Annotated in this window: 16 protein-coding genes; 9 read left to right on the top strand and 7 right to left on the bottom strand. The window is 51.8% G+C overall.

Features of this window, described 5'->3' with window-relative positions; translation table 11 throughout:
* Positions 1-206, bottom strand: a 206-nt coding sequence (locus ACQY6F_RS15390; RefSeq protein ID WP_428775632.1) for a hypothetical protein, incomplete at its 3' end; no start/stop codon positions are given.
* A gap of 67 nt (positions 207-273) precedes the next feature.
* Between ACQY6F_RS15390 and ACQY6F_RS15385 the strand changes: the two genes are divergently transcribed.
* From ACQY6F_RS15385 to ACQY6F_RS15370, 4 genes are all read left to right on the top strand, one after another.
* A complete protein-coding gene (locus ACQY6F_RS15385; protein ID WP_428775631.1) occupies positions 274-1,917 on the top strand; it encodes a GGDEF domain-containing protein in 1,644 nt (547 codons plus the stop codon).
* Between the two features lie 235 nt (positions 1,918-2,152).
* On the top strand, positions 2,153-3,082 hold the full coding sequence (locus ACQY6F_RS15380; protein ID WP_428775630.1) for a diguanylate cyclase: 930 nt from the start codon (positions 2,153-2,155) through the stop codon (positions 3,080-3,082).
* Positions 3,083-3,098: 16 nt separating this feature from the next.
* Entirely contained in the window at positions 3,099-4,061 is a 963-nt protein-coding gene (locus ACQY6F_RS15375; protein WP_428775628.1) for an alpha/beta hydrolase family esterase, read from the top strand.
* Between the two features lie 141 nt (positions 4,062-4,202).
* Positions 4,203-4,961, top strand: a complete 759-nt coding sequence (locus ACQY6F_RS15370) for a hypothetical protein (protein ID WP_428775627.1) — start codon at positions 4,203-4,205, stop codon at positions 4,959-4,961.
* A gap of 63 nt (positions 4,962-5,024) precedes the next feature.
* Here the strand turns inward: ACQY6F_RS15370 and ACQY6F_RS15365 are convergent, their stop codons facing one another.
* From ACQY6F_RS15365 to ACQY6F_RS15340, 6 genes are all read right to left on the bottom strand, one after another.
* Positions 5,025-6,497, bottom strand: a complete 1,473-nt coding sequence (locus ACQY6F_RS15365) for an N-acylglucosamine 2-epimerase (RefSeq protein WP_428775625.1) — start codon at positions 6,495-6,497, stop codon at positions 5,025-5,027.
* An 82-nt stretch (positions 6,498-6,579) separates the two neighbouring features.
* Positions 6,580-7,500 carry a hydroxymethylglutaryl-CoA lyase gene (locus tag ACQY6F_RS15360; protein WP_428775623.1) on the bottom strand — a complete coding sequence of 307 codons (921 nt, stop codon included), beginning with the start codon at positions 7,498-7,500 and terminating at the stop codon, positions 6,580-6,582.
* 10 nt (positions 7,501-7,510) lie between these two features.
* Entirely contained in the window at positions 7,511-8,392 is an 882-nt protein-coding gene (locus tag ACQY6F_RS15355) for an enoyl-CoA hydratase-related protein (protein ID WP_428775621.1), read from the bottom strand.
* A gap of 74 nt (positions 8,393-8,466) precedes the next feature.
* Entirely contained in the window at positions 8,467-10,071 is a 1,605-nt protein-coding gene (locus ACQY6F_RS15350; RefSeq protein ID WP_428775620.1) for a carboxyl transferase domain-containing protein, read from the bottom strand.
* A 49-nt stretch (positions 10,072-10,120) separates the two neighbouring features.
* Entirely contained in the window at positions 10,121-11,293 is a 1,173-nt protein-coding gene (locus ACQY6F_RS15345) for an isovaleryl-CoA dehydrogenase (protein ID WP_428775619.1), read from the bottom strand.
* Positions 11,294-11,395: 102 nt separating this feature from the next.
* Entirely contained in the window at positions 11,396-11,788 is a 393-nt protein-coding gene (locus tag ACQY6F_RS15340) for a MerR family transcriptional regulator (RefSeq protein ID WP_428775617.1), read from the bottom strand.
* A 301-nt stretch (positions 11,789-12,089) separates the two neighbouring features.
* On the opposite strand from ACQY6F_RS15340, the gene ACQY6F_RS15335 reads away from it, so the two are divergent.
* The 5 genes from ACQY6F_RS15335 to ACQY6F_RS15315 form a co-directional block, all read left to right on the top strand.
* Complete coding sequence (locus ACQY6F_RS15335; protein ID WP_428775615.1) at positions 12,090-13,313, top strand: thiolase family protein; 1,224 nt, start codon at positions 12,090-12,092, stop codon at positions 13,311-13,313.
* 82 nt (positions 13,314-13,395) lie between these two features.
* Complete coding sequence (locus tag ACQY6F_RS15330) at positions 13,396-14,889, top strand: CoA-acylating methylmalonate-semialdehyde dehydrogenase (RefSeq protein WP_428775613.1); 1,494 nt, start codon at positions 13,396-13,398, stop codon at positions 14,887-14,889.
* A gap of 53 nt (positions 14,890-14,942) precedes the next feature.
* On the top strand, positions 14,943-16,097 hold the full coding sequence (locus tag ACQY6F_RS15325) for an acyl-CoA dehydrogenase family protein (protein ID WP_428775611.1): 1,155 nt from the start codon (positions 14,943-14,945) through the stop codon (positions 16,095-16,097).
* Between the two features lie 77 nt (positions 16,098-16,174).
* On the top strand, positions 16,175-16,963 hold the full coding sequence (locus ACQY6F_RS15320; protein ID WP_428775610.1) for an enoyl-CoA hydratase: 789 nt from the start codon (positions 16,175-16,177) through the stop codon (positions 16,961-16,963).
* A gap of 55 nt (positions 16,964-17,018) precedes the next feature.
* Positions 17,019-17,306, top strand: a 288-nt coding sequence (locus tag ACQY6F_RS15315) for an enoyl-CoA hydratase/isomerase family protein (RefSeq protein WP_428775608.1), incomplete at its 3' end; no start/stop codon positions are given.

Below are 17,306 nucleotides of genomic sequence, written 5' to 3'. Positions count from 1 at the left end.
ATCGCGATTAATGTGCTGATCAACAGTTGTTCCTTGTTGTTTGCAGGCATTTCATACTCCATTTCCAGTGCTCGATTGGTGATGGTGGTCAGGTCGGGAATAGTGCTAGTAGGCCAGTTACTCTGGGCGTTATTTCCGTCCTGATACTGGACGAAATTCAGTATCCTTCTTAGGCTTATGATGGTTGTAGTAACAAGTTTAGACAATGGATCACATCAGAATTTTGATACTTAACATAACAGCCTCGTAACCACAATTAAGCTTGGAATCTATATGAAAATATTGATTAAAAACTATTTGCTTTATACCCCATTTCTCGTGGTTCTAGCGGTCGTTTTTATTTCCCAGTATTTAGTAGAACAGCAGCTGATTGATTACAATCGCAACGTCCACCAACAGCTCCAGTTAACGGTACTGGATAACATCAGTGACCATCTGACATTGCATGGCGATGGGTTTAATCCCGATCTCAAACAGCAGGTGGATCTACTCAGTAGTATTACCGGCTATCGGGTTAGTCTAATTTCGCCAGATGGCACAGTCGTGGCTGACAGCACGGTGGTACAAAGCCGTACCGATCAAATGGACAATCAGGCTGATCGTCCGGAAGTGATACGTGCCATGCAGCAGAAGCATAGTGTGGTCTGGCGTTTCAGTGAGACATCACAAAGTGACTTGCTCTATACCGCGCAGCAGGTGGAGGTGGGTGGTCAACTATTTATCCTTCGCCTCGCCAGGCCTCAGGCAGAAATCACTTCGTCTATTTCCGAGCAACAGAGCATCTTTTACGGCGTTGGCGCGGTAGCCCTGGCGTTGATCTCCGTGGCGGGTGTGGTGTCTACCCGTTACGTTAAACATGTGGTGGACGCTGAACATTTACAATTAGAAGGCCGAATCAAAGAACGAACGAGAGAGATTTCTGAACTGAATAATATCAGTACCTTACTCAATTCCTGCAACAATTATGATGAGCTGGAAATGGTGCTCAGATCCTGTTGTCTCAAACTGTTTCCGGAGGTTGGCGGTTCACTGGCTATCTATCACGCGTCACGGGACAAGTTACGCAACCAGATTTCGTGGGGTAGTGCTTCAGTCCTGAGCCAGACCATATTTAAGCCCAGTACTTGCTGGAGCCTGAAAAAAGGCGGGGTGCATTTTGACGATCTCAATAGTGGCCACATCGCATGCATTCATACAGACGGGATGGAATTGCCGCCGAATAAAATGTGTATCCCGCTTACTGCCCGAGGAGACATCCTGGGGGTCTTGCAACTGTTTAGCAGTAAAACCGACTACCTTAGATCTCACGAATCCACCATTATGACACTGGCGGAAAACCTCAGCCTGGCACTGGCCAGCCTTAATCTGCGAGACGAACTACGTAATCAGGCACTACACGACCCATTAACCGGCCTGTTTAACCGACGCTATTTGAAAGAGACTTTAGAAGCGGAATTAAATCGTAGCCAAAGGCACCATAAACCGTTAGCGGTTGTGATGTTTGATGTAGACCACTTTAAACGATTCAATGACTTACATGGACATCACGCCGGAGACCGGATACTGCAGGAATTAGGTCACCAGATTGAAGCGACCATACGTAAAGAAGACATTGCCTGCCGTTATGGTGGGGAAGAGTTTGTTTTGCTGCTGTCAGATAGTGACCAGCTGTTTGCTGTTGATGTAGCCGAGCGTCTACGCTGCGCCGTGGGTGAGATGTCAGTAAACTTTAAAGGGGAGTTTTTGCCCGTGGTTACGCTTTCCGCGGGAATTGCCGTCTATCCGCAAGATGGCCAAAACGTGGAAATCTTGCTTGAAAAGGCCGACTACGCCATGTACGACGCAAAACACGCCGGACGTAATTGTGTCAGGGTCTGTGGTGCACAGCACCATAAAAGTGACGGCTCGAAAGTCTAATCTGATACCGGAGCTTACAGCGCAAATACATCTTGTTTAATTCAATCTGTTCGGATTCCTCTGTATTTAGTATTATTTCCACGCGTTATGTGGGGGCACTACTGTTCCAATATGCTGAAATGTTGGATAATCGGCCAAACATAAATACCAGTAATATTATTCGACTGCAGCTTTCATTGGGAAATGAGAGCAAGGTAGCTATTTACTTAATGATTTACAAGGAATAATCCTGAATATGAATGTCGACAATATTCGTCGTTTTATGGAGGCTTTGCCTGACGCTTCACTACTGATCAATTATCAGGGCAATATATTGGCGGCAAATGAGTATGCGCTAAGTAAACTTCAGTACAGCGAAGAGCAGATATTACAGTTGACCGTTGAAGATTTGCTGCCAGAGCGATTCAGACAGAACCACAAACCATTAAGGCAGTCATTTATTATGGGCGCAAAGCAGCGTCCGATGAGCGGTGATACGACGAAATATTTTCCAACCCGGTTGGCCGACAACTCAGAGATCATGACCGAAATCAGTATTGGCCACCTGAGTTCTGACAGCGAAGAAAAGCAGTTTCTGTTGGTGATCCTGATCGACCGTACTGACAAAGTGAAACTGGAAGAAGCACTGAAGCAACGTGCCAATATCGATCAACTCACTCAGGTTTATTCAAGAGCTTACGCATTGGAACTGATGGAAAAAGCGGCCCAGCATAGCCACCATGCTCAACGCAATTTAAGTGTTATCTATTTTGATGCTGACCATTTTAAATCCATCAACGACCAGTATGGTCATTACATCGGTGATTTAGTGTTGAGACAAATCGGCGATGTGTGTAAAAACCAACTGAGATCGCAAGATATTTTTGGCCGTCTGGGGGGCGAAGAGTTTGTTGTCGCATTACCCGAAACGGATGCAGAGACAGCAACTAAGGTGGCGCAGCGGCTTAGGGGAGCGATCAAATCAATCCAGATACCGGCTAAAAACGAGTTGCTCAGTGTGACGGCTTCGTTCGGTGTTGCCATATTGCAAGTTGATGAAGACGGCATTGCGGAAGTACTTAAGCGTGCAGACCATGCATTGTATCAGGCTAAGATTGCGGGAAGAGATCGGGTTATTTGTGATGAAACCAATGTCCAGTTTAAACCGCAAATACAAACTTCATAGACTACAGACTTGGGAAATGAGCGGCTCTCGTTGGTATGCGGTGGCACTCCTATTCTCCTGCCTGCTCAGTATGCTTTGGGGGAGTGGTTTAGCCCTCGCGGCGGAATCGGCTGGCGCTAATAGATTACAGCACTACACGCTGAACCTGGCCGGGCAGCAGCGTTCTTATTATCTGCATCGCCCCAGAGAGATAGCTTCCAAACCGGCACTGTTACTGGTACTGCACGGCGGTGGGCGGGGTGATGGTTTGTCGCCAGCCAAATATTTTGGTTTCAATGCCCTGGCCGATCTGAACCAGTTCATCGTGGCGTACCCCAATGGTATGGACAATTTCTGGCGTGATGGACGCGGTTATACTCATCGAGGTACGGTTGATGACAGCATTGATGATGTGCAGTTTATTACTGAATTAATCGAGCAGCTGACAAATCAATATCAGCTAGATACCACACGTATCTATCTGGCCGGAATTTCCAATGGTGGCATGATGACCTTGCGGCTGGGTTGTGAGCTGAGTAATAAATTGGCGGCAATCGCCGTGATCGCCGCAAGTTTGCCGGAGAACCTCGCCAAAACCTGCCAGCCTAAGCGAGCGGTACCCTTGCTGATCATGAATGGCACTGAAGACCCGTTGGTGCCGTATACCGGTGGCGCAGTGAAATTCTTTCGTAAAAGGATGGGCACGGTAATCGCAACCGAACAGACGATTGCATTGTGGCGCGAGTTTCACGGTTGCTCATCTGACTCTCAGATGCAATGGCTGGCCAATCCAGACCAAAACGACCACTCTCGGGTTCAGATGACCCGTTACGATCAGCCTCAGAAACCTTGTGATGTTGTGCTGTATAGTGTGTTGGGTGGCGGGCATACCTTACCCGGTAGCCAGGTTCCGGATCTTCCCCGAATTATCGGGCACAAAAACGGCGACATCAACGGCGCTCAGGTTATCTGGCACTTTCTGCAACAGTACCCACGCTAAGCCCTGTCTAAAGGCCTGGTTTCGCGCATTAAGTGTAAATTCCAGTTTAACGGAAATGGTTATCCAACCATTTGCATTGCCAAAGCCCAGGTTTATAGTGCAAGCTATCTTGATAACGACAAGCAAACCGGAACATGCACCATGATTAGCTCCCGATCTCAGCGCCAGGCTCTTCTGGCAACTCTGCTGTTTTCTTTAACAGGCTGCAGTGTCAGCCCAGGTGAATCGCAATCCAGCCCGGATTCAAGCCTCCCCGAAACCACGTCTGGCGACACACAGAACATGGCGGTCCAGCTAGACCAGTGGGTCGATCAACAAATATTGGCACCATATGGCCTCTCTATGGCGGACAAACCGGTGCGTTATATTAGCGGTAGGGCGGATCTTAACTACGATGGGACCGATGAACTCATGGTGCTGATACAGGACCCGTATTTCTGTGGCAGTGGCGGCTGCAGTATGTATATGTTCGACCACTCAGGGCAGGTTATTCACCGCATGAGCGTAGTGCGCCAACCGGTTTTGTTGGCGGACAGCTTTAGTAATGGCTGGCAGGATTTTATCGTCTGGAGCAACGGGTCATACCGATTGATGCAATATAACGGTGAAACCTATCCGGCAAACCCTTCCACTGCGCCAAAGGCCGATCTTCTGGCCGAGGAAAAGCAAGCTAAAGCCATGGTGGCGGCCAGCGAGATATATCAGGAAGACGGCTATGATTTGATGCCCTATATCGACAGCGAACTTCTTGGCCCATCGAATATCTACCAATTCAGCTTTAAACACTACGGCGATCCCGGTGCACTTTATCTGGCCAAGGTAAACATGACCAGTCATGAATTGACCATTACACCAGTGGCTATGCAGCAAGAACCTACGACTAATGCGTCTTCCCAGTAAATTGACAACCATGGCTGACATCACTAAAACTTAGCAGCGGAAGCTCAAGTGATGTCGGCTCGATTAGGGAGCGATATTAACAAAAGTCACTTTTTGTCCCTTGTTATGTTGGCTTATTGACTCTATCGAGCCTTGAAAATAATAGGGTTCTAAAATTGGGTCACTTTGGTCTGGCAAAGCATAGTAGAGCGTTACAGGCCGGTCATTTACCTGCTGTGCCCATATGTAACCGACTAAGGCGTGTTCAAACTGATGGTAGCCATTTCCCCAATGAAACGCTTTGGTCGATTTGGGGTTGAGTCCCACGCCACCATATTTGTGGTCTACCCAGGCATCAATAAAGGTCTGACCGGTGTAGTGGAGAGTCTCCAGATAGGAGCCATCCAGCATCGACAATGTCATCGCTGCCTGATCCAACTCTGCCCACTCCCAGGAAGAACTACCGTAGTGATAAGGGCGGCTTTGCCAGGCAGGAATCTTGCTGTCATGCCACTGCGTTTGTAGCTGGGGCGAGAAAAAGTGCGCCACACTATTAAAATCCTGTAGGTAACTGGCCTTGTTGAGAGTCTGGCGCATTCCTTGTACAGCCAGCTCGGCCCATTCACTATTGTCCAGTTGCTTCGCGGTGAGATAGGTCATCCAGTACGCTTTAATGGTGTGGCCAAAATCGTTGTGGTTGGCGTCTGCCATCATTACCGCTTTGTGATGGATTGCGCCGTAAAACCGCTGTTCATCCGTCGAGTGGTAGTGGGTTAACATGACCTTAGTCAGCCACTTGAGATCGCCACGCCATTTGGCTTGCGCTGGTTCTGGCAGCAGAGGAGCGACCAGCAGCAGATAGGCGTTAATCTGGTCTAACTGGGCTACCAGTTCACGCTGTTTGGCGCTCTGGTCGTCGCCATCTTTTAGTACCCATGCCAGCCCTTGGCCATCGTTTAACCGGTATTGGTTAAAGATAAATGCCTGCTGCTCAATCAATGCTTGTTCTACCACTTTATCGCGGGTCAGGTAGTAGTACATGGCAAGCCCCACCAGTGCATAGGCTTGATCCTGGGCAGTACGCTGTTGCCACTCCAAGCCCGCCTGGCCATTAACGGTAAAACTGACAAAGCCACCGTGGTCTTTATCCCGCAGATGCTCAATTAGGTAATAGGCGCCCTGCCTGGCGCGTTTAAGCGCGGCCGGATCGCCGGTAAGATGGTAGAGTACCCCATAAGCGTAAGTCTGGCGTGACTTCATTCGCGTATATTCACGGCCAAAATGGCGTGTAATCCAGCCCATATCCAATTCCGGACACACATTGGTCTCTTCCATTACCTGGCCGTTATCACAACGAAAAGTGGGAAAGTTTCCTGGAGGATTGCCGTACGCCGAGTCCATCATCCAGTATGGCGCTAAACCGTCACGGACATGCTTGAGCCACTGCTGACCATTGGGTGACGACAGTGATTGGCCTGGTTCGGCGGCAAGGCTACCAACACAAATCAGAGACGATAGCGAAAGCAGAATAGTGGTTTGAGAAAACAGGAATTTCATGAGGTCCACTCAAAATAAAAACAACAACACTTTCAATATATTGAGTTGGTTTTACGCATACTGCATTGTTGATCACAATCGATCAGTTTGGTGAAAACGGATTCCCCAGCGCCAGGGCGACTTTCGAGGTGGGCTTGCGGTTTAACGCCTGACTGATCGCCCAGCCTGCGCGGTTAACCCGGGCGAGATCGATACCGGTTTCAATCCCCAGCCCCTGACAGAGATAGAGCACATCTTCAGTTGCAACGTTGCCACTTGCTCCTGGCGCGTAGGGGCAGCCGCCTAATCCCGCGACACTACTGTCGATAACAGAGATTCCCATACTCATCGCCTGATAGATGTTTGCCAGCGCCTGCCCCCAGGTGTCGTGGCAGTGTATCGCTAACTGAACCGCATCGATATGGGCCAATACCGCTTCCAGCATATGGGCAATGCGCATCGGAGTGCCCGTTCCCAGGGTATCTCCTAGTGAGATCTGAAAACAGCCCATGTCATATAACGCTTTTGCAACCGTGGCTGCCTGGCCGGGTGAGGTGATACCGTCATAAGGGCAATCGACCACACAAGAAAGATAACCTCTGACCGGAATATTGTGCTGGCGGGCGAGGTCGATCACTGGTTCAAATCGTTTCAGACTTTCAGCAATAGAACAGTTGATATTGTGCTGGCAGAATCCCTCGCTGGCGGAGGTGAATATAGCGACCTGATCGGCCCCGGCGTCGATGGCATCCTGTAAGCCATGCAAATTGGGGGTCAGGGCGGAATAGATCACGTTGGGAGAGCGCTTAATCGCCTGCATCACCTGCTTGGAATCGGCCATCTGCGGTACCCACTTAGGGGAAACAAAGGCACCGGCCTCAATCACTTGCAGGCCGCTGGCAGAAAGCTGGTCAATCAGGGCGATTTTCGCTCTTGTGCTGACGGCGGCTTCATTTTGCAAGCCGTCTCTCGGGCCAACTTCAACAATGGAAACCGCCGCAGGCAGGGCAGAATTATCACTCATATTAGTGCCTTTAGTCCTGATCCGGCTCTGACCCTTTACCAGCTTTCGGGTGCCAGCTTGGTAGCCGTTTGGCAAAGAAGGCATTCAAACCCTCCTGGCCCTGTTCGGAGACCCGCACATCGGCAATTAATTCGCTGGTATGCTGGATTAAGTCTTGGTCGATGGGCTGGAACTGACAGCGGTGGCAGAGTGCTTTCGCCTGTTGCAACGCTGACGGGCTGTTCTCCATTAGCGTTAGCAATAGCAGCTGAACGACCTCTTCGCCAGACGGTGAGTCATCGAGTGGCTCGATCAACTGATGAATAATACCCAGTTCCTCTGCTTTGGCGGCGTTAAATCGTTCCCCGGTCAGCATGTAGCGTCTGGCTTGGCGAAGACCTAACGTGCGGCAAATGTATGGACCTATGGTGGCAGGAACTAACCCGAGTTTGACTTCGCTTAAACAGAATTGTGCATCCGGAGTAGCAAGTGCAATGTCACAGCAACAGATCAGCCCCAGTGCACCACCAAAGGCGTATCCTTGTACTACTGCAATCGTTGGGTGGGGAAAGCGGTCCAGCCGCCGCATCAGGTTCGCCAGCCGCTTGGCATCATGCATATTCTCCTGTTGTGACTTGGCCGCCATCGACTTCATCCAGTTCAAATCGGCGCCGGTGGAGAAATGCTTGCCATTGGCGCGCAATACCAGCACCCGAACATCAGGATTCACTACCAGATGAGCCAGCGCTTCATTTAACTGGTGAACCATCAGGTCGTCAAACGCATTGTGTTTCTCCGGTCGGTTCAGAGTCAGCGTTGCAACACCATCACGGTCGATGGAGCAGAGCACATAGTCTGGCTGCTGTTGGGAACCGTTGCTTCTGCCCTGTGTTGGGTGCTGCTCTGTGGTCATCTGACTCTCCATTTTCTATTCAATCTATTGGTTAACGGGAACTTTGCTTTCAGCCAGGTTGCTTAAGAAGAATGCTACATACGGAATATGCCAAACTGGCTGTCTCGCTTCGGTGCGCGTGAGGCCGCCCGCAGCGCATTAGCCAGCGTGTCTCGGGTTTTGGCCGGATCAATGATGCCGTCATCCCATAGGCGCGCACTGGCATAATAGGGGTGCCCCTGAGTTTCAAACTGGTCGATAATTGTCCGTTTATAGGCTTTTTCGTCTTCTTCTGACCAGGATTGTCCCTGGCGGGCTTTGACGTCCCGCTTAACTTGTCCCATTACACCGGCCGCCTGTTCGCCTCCCATGACGGAGATTCGTGCATTCGGCCACATCCAGATCATGGTTGGGTTATAAGCCCGACCGCACATACCATAATTGCCGGCGCCGTATGAGCCACCGATGATGACGGTAAATTTAGGCACATCGGCGCAGGAAACCGCCATCACCAATTTAGCGCCGTGCTTAGCGATACCTTCCGCTTCGTATTTTTTCCCAACCATAAACCCGGTGATGTTCTGTAGAAACAGTAGTGGAATTTTCCGCTTCGTGCATAGCTCGATAAAGTGAGCGCCTTTTTGTGCCGATTCAGAAAACAAGATGCCGTTGTTGGCGACAATCCCGATCGGGTAACCGTGCAGGTGGGCGAAGCCGCACACCAGACTGGTGCCGTACATGGCTTTAAACTCGTCGAAGTCAGAATCGTCTACCAGTCTGGCAATGATCTCCCGCACATCGAAAGACAGACGCAAGTTGGCATTAACGATGCCGTATATCTCCTCTGGCGAATAACGTGGAGGTAGCGCGGTTTTATCGACCGCCACGATTGGCTCCAGATTGCAGCTGGCAATGGCCTGACGTGCCAGGATGAACGCATGTGCTTCGTTGTTGGCGTAGTAGTCGGCAACGCCGGATTTTTTGCAGTGGACATCTGCTCCACCGAGTTCTTCGTCGGTGACCACTTCTCCGGTGGCCGCCTTAACCAGCGGTGGACCGGCGAGAAAAATCGTCCCCTGTTGCCGGACGATGATAGAAACATCGGCCATAGCGGGAATATAGGCACCTCCGGCGGTACAGAGACCAAGCACGACCGCAATTTGCGGAATGCCCATGGCAGACATGCGGGCCTGATTATAAAAAATCCGGCCGAAATGCTCTTTGTCGGGAAAGACTTCGGCCTGATGGGGCAGGTTGGCACCACCCGAGTCAACAAGGTAAACACAGGGAAGATGGCACTGCTGGGCGATCTCCTGAGCACGCAAGTGCTTTTTCACCGTCAACGGATAGTAGGTACCGCCTTTAACCGAAGGATCATTGGCCACCACCATGCAATCTATCCCTTCTATGGTGCCAATGCCGGCCACCACCCCGGCGCAAGGTACCGACTCTTCATACACTCGCCAGGCGGCAAACTGGCCGATCTCCAGCCAGTGACTGCCTTTGTCGAGCAGCGCCGCAACACGTTCTCTGACCGGCAGTTTACCCTTCTGCCGCTGATGTTCCTGCGCCGCCTGCCCACCGCCCTGGCGAATGACGTCAATATTAGATTGCAGGTTGTCGACCAGGCCTTTCATTACCTGCTGGTTGGCCAAATACAGAGAGTCGCTGGGTTTGATTTTGCTGTGCAATATTGCCATCGGTATTCCTTACCTTCGGTTGCAAATTGGCTGCGCTATTGAGGCTAGCTCAACTGGATTCTTCAAACAGTTCACGGCCGATTAGCATGCGACGTACTTCTGAAGTACCGGCACCAATTTCATACAGTTTGGCATCGCGCAGTAGCCGGCCGGCGGCAAATTCATTGATGTAACCATTGCCGCCCAGCAACTGAATTGTATCCAGTGCCATCTTGGTCGCCAGTTCGGCACTAAACAGTATCGCTCCGGCGGCGTCTTTGCGGGTGCATTCATCCCTGTCGCAGGCCGCGGCAACGGTGTAGACGTAACTGCGCGCAGCATTCATCTGGGTATACATGTCTGCCAGTTTGGCCTGGACGAGCTGAAATTCACCAATTGAATGGCCAAATTGTTTCCGGTCATGAACATAGGGAAGCACTAAGTCCAGGCAAGCCTGCATGATACCAAGTGGCCCTGCGGCCAGGATCACTCGTTCATAGTCCAGCCCGCTCATCAGTACTTCGACGCCATGATTAACGTGGCCTAATACGTTTTCGTTTGGCACTGGGCAGTTATCAAACACCAGCTCACAGGTGTTGGATCCGCGCATACCGAGTTTGTCCAGTTTCTGCGCGGTACTAAAACCTTCAAACTCTCGTTCAACGATAAAAGCGGTGATGCCTTTTGAACGTTTTTTTCCTGGCTCGGTTTTGGCGTACACCACCACCACGTCAGCGTCCGGCCCGTTCGTGATCCACATTTTACTGCCGTTAAGCACATAGTGGTCGTCTTCGGGCGTGGCTTTTAACTGCATGCCGAGCACATCAGAACCCGCATTGGCTTCACTCATCGCCAGTGCGCCGATATGACTGCCATCAATCAGCTTTGGCAGATAACGGCCACACTGCTCTGGGTTACCGTTACGAAAAATCTGGCTGACACACAGATTGGAATGAGCGCCGTAGCTGAGACCTACCGACGCGGAGGCCCGACTGATCTCTTCCATGGCGATGGCGTGTGCCAGGTAGCCCATACCCGATCCGCCATATTGTTCACTTACGGTCACGCCCAGCAGCCCCATTTCACCTAGCAGAGGCCAGAGCTCGTTCGGGAATTGATTATTGGCGTCGATTTGGGCGGCAATCGGGGCAATATGTTGCTCCGCAAAGGCGCTAACGTGCTCGCGCAACAGATTGTGCGTTTCGCTCAGGCCGAAATTAAGCGGACGATAATCGGTTTTCATAACACATCTCCTGTCCATCCTGTGATAGCGGGTCAACAGGTGGCTTGTCTGTGCCGTGCCGTTGCAGTGCGGAGCAACGACATTTCATCTTGAATCAGGTAGTTAATTTGATGCCCTGCGGGTTGTGACAGAACGTTGCAACGCTTGCTCGCATCTGTCGCGGGCGGCGTTGAGTTCGCCCATCACCACAGTGATATCATCCAATTTACGTTGCAGGGCAGCTTGTTTGTCATCAATGATGGCTAACATTTTCAGCAGTTGGGTATCACTTTGGTTAGTGTCGTACAGTGCAAACAACTCTTTGATTTCCGCCAGTGATAACCCCAGCCTTTTACCTCGCAGGATCAGTTTCAGCCTGATTTTGTCCCGGCGTTGGTAGACCCGGATTTTTCCGTTGCGTTCAGGTTGAATCAACCCGACATCTTCATAGAAACGGATACTGCGGGTCGTGATGCCGAACTCTTTGGCAAGCTCGCTGATTTTAAATCTTTCCACTCTATCGTCTCCTCCGGCTGCGTAACGACGAGGAACTGACGTACAGCTATCAAGACCGCCTGGTATGCAAACTTCACATGTTGTGATTGTGTTTGTTTACGTTTACGTAAATGTTAGTGCTATGCTTACGAAAACGTCAAGAATACACAGATTGATTCGATTGTGACTGGCATACGGCAACTCAGTTATGCAGTTGCCAGGTACTGCGGGTGATTGGCACGCAGCTAGAGACGCTGCGCCGGATTTGAGTGGCGAACCCAACCGGTTGTGGTCGAACAGTTCAGTTAACGAGGACAAGGTCATGGAGAGGACGATTTGGATTGTGGCAGCAAAGCGAACCCCTATCGGTCGCTTTCAGGGCCAGCTAAGTCATTTGTCGGCACCGGAGCTTGGTCAGATTGCCATTCGCGCGGCTCTGGAGGCTGCTCCAGGATCGTCGAAATTTATTGATGAAGTATTGATGGGCTGTGTGTTACCCGCAGGTTGTGGCCAGGCACCCGCCCGCCAGGCGGCACTCGGCGCCGATCTCCCCCTTTCGGTTGGCTGTACCACGCTGAATAAAGTCTGTGGCTCTGGCATGAAGGCCGTCATGCTGGGGCATGATCTGATCAAGGCAGGTGTCAATGACTGTGTGTTGGCTGGGGGCATGGAAAGTATGTCCAATGCGCCGTACCTGTTAAAAGAGGCTCGCGCAGGCATGCGGATGGGCCACAGAACCACCTACGACCATATGTTTCTCGACGGCCTTCAGGATGCCTATGAGGGCGAATTGATGGGCGTCTATGCTCAGCAAATTGCCGACCGGCTGCACTTTAGCCGTGCAGATATGGATATGTGGGCCAGTCAGTCGGTACATAGAGCACTGGCGGCGCAGCTGCAGTTGCTGTTCAGTGATGAACTGGAGCCTGTTCCACTTACAGGCCGTGATGCCCAATTAACAGAAATGCTGGATTTCGATGAACATCCCCGTTCGGTGGATGTGGAGAAAATTACCCGTCTGAAACCGGCGTTTGCCGAAAAAGGCTCGGTGACTGCGGCGAATTCCAGCGCCATCGCCGATGGTGCTGCGGCGTTAATCCTGATGGATGCAGACACAGCAAGGCAGAACGGTTACCAGCCGCTGGCGATTATTCGCGGCCATACCACCCACGCACGCAAACCGGCCGAATTTACCCTGGCTCCTGTCTATGCCATTGAACAGCTGTTGTCAGAGCTGGACTGGACGCTCAACGATGTTGACCTGTGGGAAATCAATGAAGCCTTTGCCGTTGTCACACAAATTGCCGTGAAGCATCTTAGCCTGGATGCCGACAAAGTGAACATCAAAGGGGGCGCTTGCGCGCTTGGTCACCCTATCGGATCCAGTGGTGCCCGCATTCTGGTGACTTTGATCCACAGTCTGCGGCAGCTACAGGCACTGGGCGTGGATGGCGATGCTACCCGGAAAAAAGTGGTGCGTGGAATCGCATCGCTCTGTATTGGCGGAGGAGAAGCGACGGCAATGGCCATCGAAATCCCTATGTAAAGCTGTTTAACGAAATGATTACTGAATAAGACTACCGCCCGCGCAGTCGGGTAGGTGGCAGTCACTTAACAAGGACCGAGTTATGAACAAGCCTGTACCTCTATATATCGCCGGTGAATTTTGTCAGTCCGAAAGCAACCAATGGGTTGATGTCACCAATCCGGCCACCAATGCGGTGATCGCCAGTTTACCCTGTGCAACCGAACAGGAAATGCAACGCGCTGTCGACAGCGCGCTGGAAGCGTTTCAGTTCTGGAGGCAGGTCGCGGTGCCGGAACGGGCACGGCTGATGTTGCGATATCAGCACCTCCTTAAAAAGCATCATGATGAATTGGCCGCTCTCTTGTCTGAAGAGACGGGCAAAATTCTGGCCGATGCCAAAGGTGACGTCTGGCGGGGTATCGAAGTGGTTGAGCAGGCCGGTAATATCGCCAGCAATCTGATGGGAGAGATGGTCGAAAATATCGCCACAGATATAGATACCTACTCTATGACCCAGCCACTGGGCGTCTGCTGCGGGATCACGCCATTTAATTTTCCGGCCATGATTCCACTCTGGATGTTTCCTCTCGCCATTGCTTGCGGTAACACGTTTGTCCTCAAGCCTTCTGAACAAGTGCCACTTACCGCGATGCGACTGGCTGAGTTATTTGAACAGGCTGGCGCACCGAAAGGCGTACTGCAAGTCGTTCATGGTCGTAAGGAACAGGTGGATTTCTTGCTTGGTCATCCGGATATTCGGGCGATCTCTTTTGTCGGTTCAGTGCCGGTAGCGCAATATATTTATCAGCAGGGAACCCAACACTTCAAGCGGGTTCAGGCTTTTGCCGGCGCCAAAAACCATATGGTGGTGATGCCCGATGCCAACAAGCAGCAAGTGATCAATAACCTCGTGGGCGCATCGGTGGGGGCCGCCGGTCAGCGTTGTATGGCGATCTCTGTGGCGGTGTTTGTCGACGGCGCCAAAGAGTGGATTGCAGACCTGAAACAGGAGATGGCCAAAGTTCATCCTGGCCGGTGTGAAGACAGTGCTGCTGGCTTTGGTCCGCTGATCAGTCCGCAGGCTAAAGCGAGAGTATTAGACCTTATTCAGCAGGGTAAAGATCAGGGGGCGGTGTGCGAATTGGACGGCAGTCACTGCACAGTCGATGGCGCGCCGGATGGCAACTGGGTAGGTCCGACTCTGTTTCGTGGCGTTTCGACCGAGATGTCGATTTATCAGCAGGAAATCTTCGGGCCGGTGTTGCTTTGCATTGAAGTTGACACCCTGCAAGACGCGATCGATCTGGTCAATGCCAATCCTTACGGCAACGGCACTTCTATTTTTACCGCCAGCGGCGCAGCCGCGCGGAAATATCAGCATGAAATCCAGGTTGGTCAGGTGGGTATAAACGTGCCGATTCCGGTCCCGCTGCCATTTTTCTCTTTTACCGGTTGGCGAGGCAGCTTTTATGGTGATTTGCATGCCTACGGCAAACAGGCGGTGCGGTTTTACACTGAGACCAAAACGGTCACCGCTCGCTGGTTTGATGACGACATCCCAAGCGGTCCGAATCTGACTATACAGCTCAGGTAGGCAACCAAAGCCGTTCGCCATTTTCTCATAGACGTGAATAGCGGGAGTAAGCCATGGATTTTGAACTTAGTGAAGATCAAAGGGCGTTTGCGGATACCGCGCGCCAGTTTGCCCAGCAGCAGCTCGCCCCTATGGCGGCGCAATGGGATCAGGAACAGACTTTCCCTAAAGCGGTGCTACAACAGGCCGGTGAACTCGGTCTACTCGGTCTGTACGCCCCGGAAGAACAAGGCGGGTTAGGACTAACCCGGCTTGACGCTTCGATAATCTTCGAGCAGCTGTCTATGGGCTGCACTTCAACCACCGCATTTATGACCATTCACAACATGGTCGCCTGGATGGTAGCCAGCTTTGCCAGCTCGGAAGCTAAAGATAAGTATTGCGCCAAACTGCTGAGCGGCCAGTGGCTTGGCTCCTACTGCCTCACCGAACCCAATGCCGGTTCTGATGCAGCTGCGCTGACTACTTCGGCCGTCAGGGATGGCGACCATTACCTGATCAGCGGTGGCAAAACGTTTATTTCCGGAGCCGGGGATACGGATCTCCTGGTAGTGATGGCGCGCACTGGTGACCAGAGCGCCAAAGGGATCTCGGCATTTATCGTACCGGCCGATGCCAAAGGGGTCAGCTTTGGACGCAAAGAACCCAAAATGGGCTGGAATAGCCAGCCGACGCGAGCGGTCAATTTTGACCGGGTCGCTGTGCCGGCCAGTTACCTGCTTGGCAGTGAAGGTGAAGGGTTTACCCTGGCGATGAAAGGGCTTGATGGCGGCAGGATCAACATTGCTACCTGTTCGGTGGGAACCGCACAACAGGCACTCAATATGGCAACCCAGTATATGCAGGAACGCCAGCAGTTTGGCAAAAGCCTGGCCCAGTTTCAGGGGTTGCAGTTTAAGTTAGCCGATATGGTGACAGAGCTGGTCGCGGCAAGGCAGTTAGTCCGCTATGCCGCCAGTAAGCTGGATCGCCAGGATCCGGAAGCCAGTGCCTATTGTGCAATGGCCAAACGCTTTGCTACCGATGTCGGATTCAGAGTCTGTGATCAGGCACTGCAGCTGTATGGCGGCTATGGTTACATCAAAGAGTATCCGCTGGAACGCTATTTTCGTGATGTCAGGGTGCATCAAATCCTGGAAGGCACCAATGAAATTATGCGGCTGATCATTGCCCGCCGGATGCTTACGGCGGGGGCCGAATTGTTGTGACGGCCGTGGAGCCAACAATACAAACGAGTGTTAGGGCCACACGGCGGACACATCGGTTTGAGTAAAAGGAGATAGGTATGGAAACCGAGTCATCCCAGGCTATCCAATCTGTTATCAAAAATCATGTTGCGCTGATTACCATGAATAATCCACCGGCGAACACCTGGACGGCGGACAGCTTACGTCAGCTCAAGTCACTGGTGTGCAATCTGAATGAGAACAAAGCGGTCTATGCGCTGGTGATCACCGGTCAGGGCGAGAAATTCTTCTCCGCCGGGGCCGACCTTAAGCTGTTTGCCGATGGCGACAAAAGCGTTGCGTTCGATATGGCCCATTGCTTTGGTGAAGCCTTTGAAACCCTGTCAGCCTTTCGTGGTGTTTCGGTTGCGGCCATCAACGGTTACGCCATGGGGGGCGGATTGGAGGTGGCACTGGCCTGCGATTTGCGAATCGCCGAGCAGCAGGCGGTTATGGCACTACCTGAAGCCAAAGTCGGCCTGTTACCTTGTGCGGGCGGCACGCAAAACCTGACCGCTTTGGTAGGCGAAGGCTGGGCGAAGCGGATAATTTTATGTGGCGAGCAGGTAAATGCCGACCAGGCGTTGCGGATTAATCTGGTTGAGGAAGTGGTGCCTGCCGGGCAGTCTCTGCAGCGCGCGATAGAATTAGCAGAACAAGTAGCCAATCAATCCCCTTCTTCAGTGGCCGCCTGTAAACAACTGATCCAGCAGTCACGCGCGGCACCGATTCAACATGGATTGCACCTGGAGCGGGAGTTGTTTGTCCGGCTGTTTGATACCCAGGATCAAACCGAAGGTGTGCAAGCCTTTTTGCAAAAGAGAAAGCCGGAATGGAAAAACGGCTAAGTACGGAAGTGTGAATGCACAAACACCTACCGCTGAACTGTAATTGGGAGTAACTATGAGTGACAACGTCACATTTGAGCTGGTGCCTTGCCGCGATGGCAAAAACCACATCGCCATCGCGACTTTGGATAATCCGTCGTCGTTGAACGCGCTCAGTTTAAACATGCTGGACCTGTTGTACGACAAGCTTCAGCGCTGGCAGTCAGACGATCAGATCGTCTGTGTGGTATTAACCGGGAGTGGTGAGAAAGCGTTCTGCGCCGGCGGTGACGTACGCGCAATCTACCGGGTGATGCGTGATAACGAAGACGATGAGATAACGCGACTCGCGGGTGACTATTTT

It is taken from the genome of Vibrio sp., assembly GCF_050299255.1.
Taxonomy (GTDB): Bacteria; Pseudomonadota; Gammaproteobacteria; order Enterobacterales; family Vibrionaceae; genus Vibrio.
Note: the sequence above shows the minus strand (reverse complement) of the source record. Positions and strands in the feature narration are given on the sequence as shown.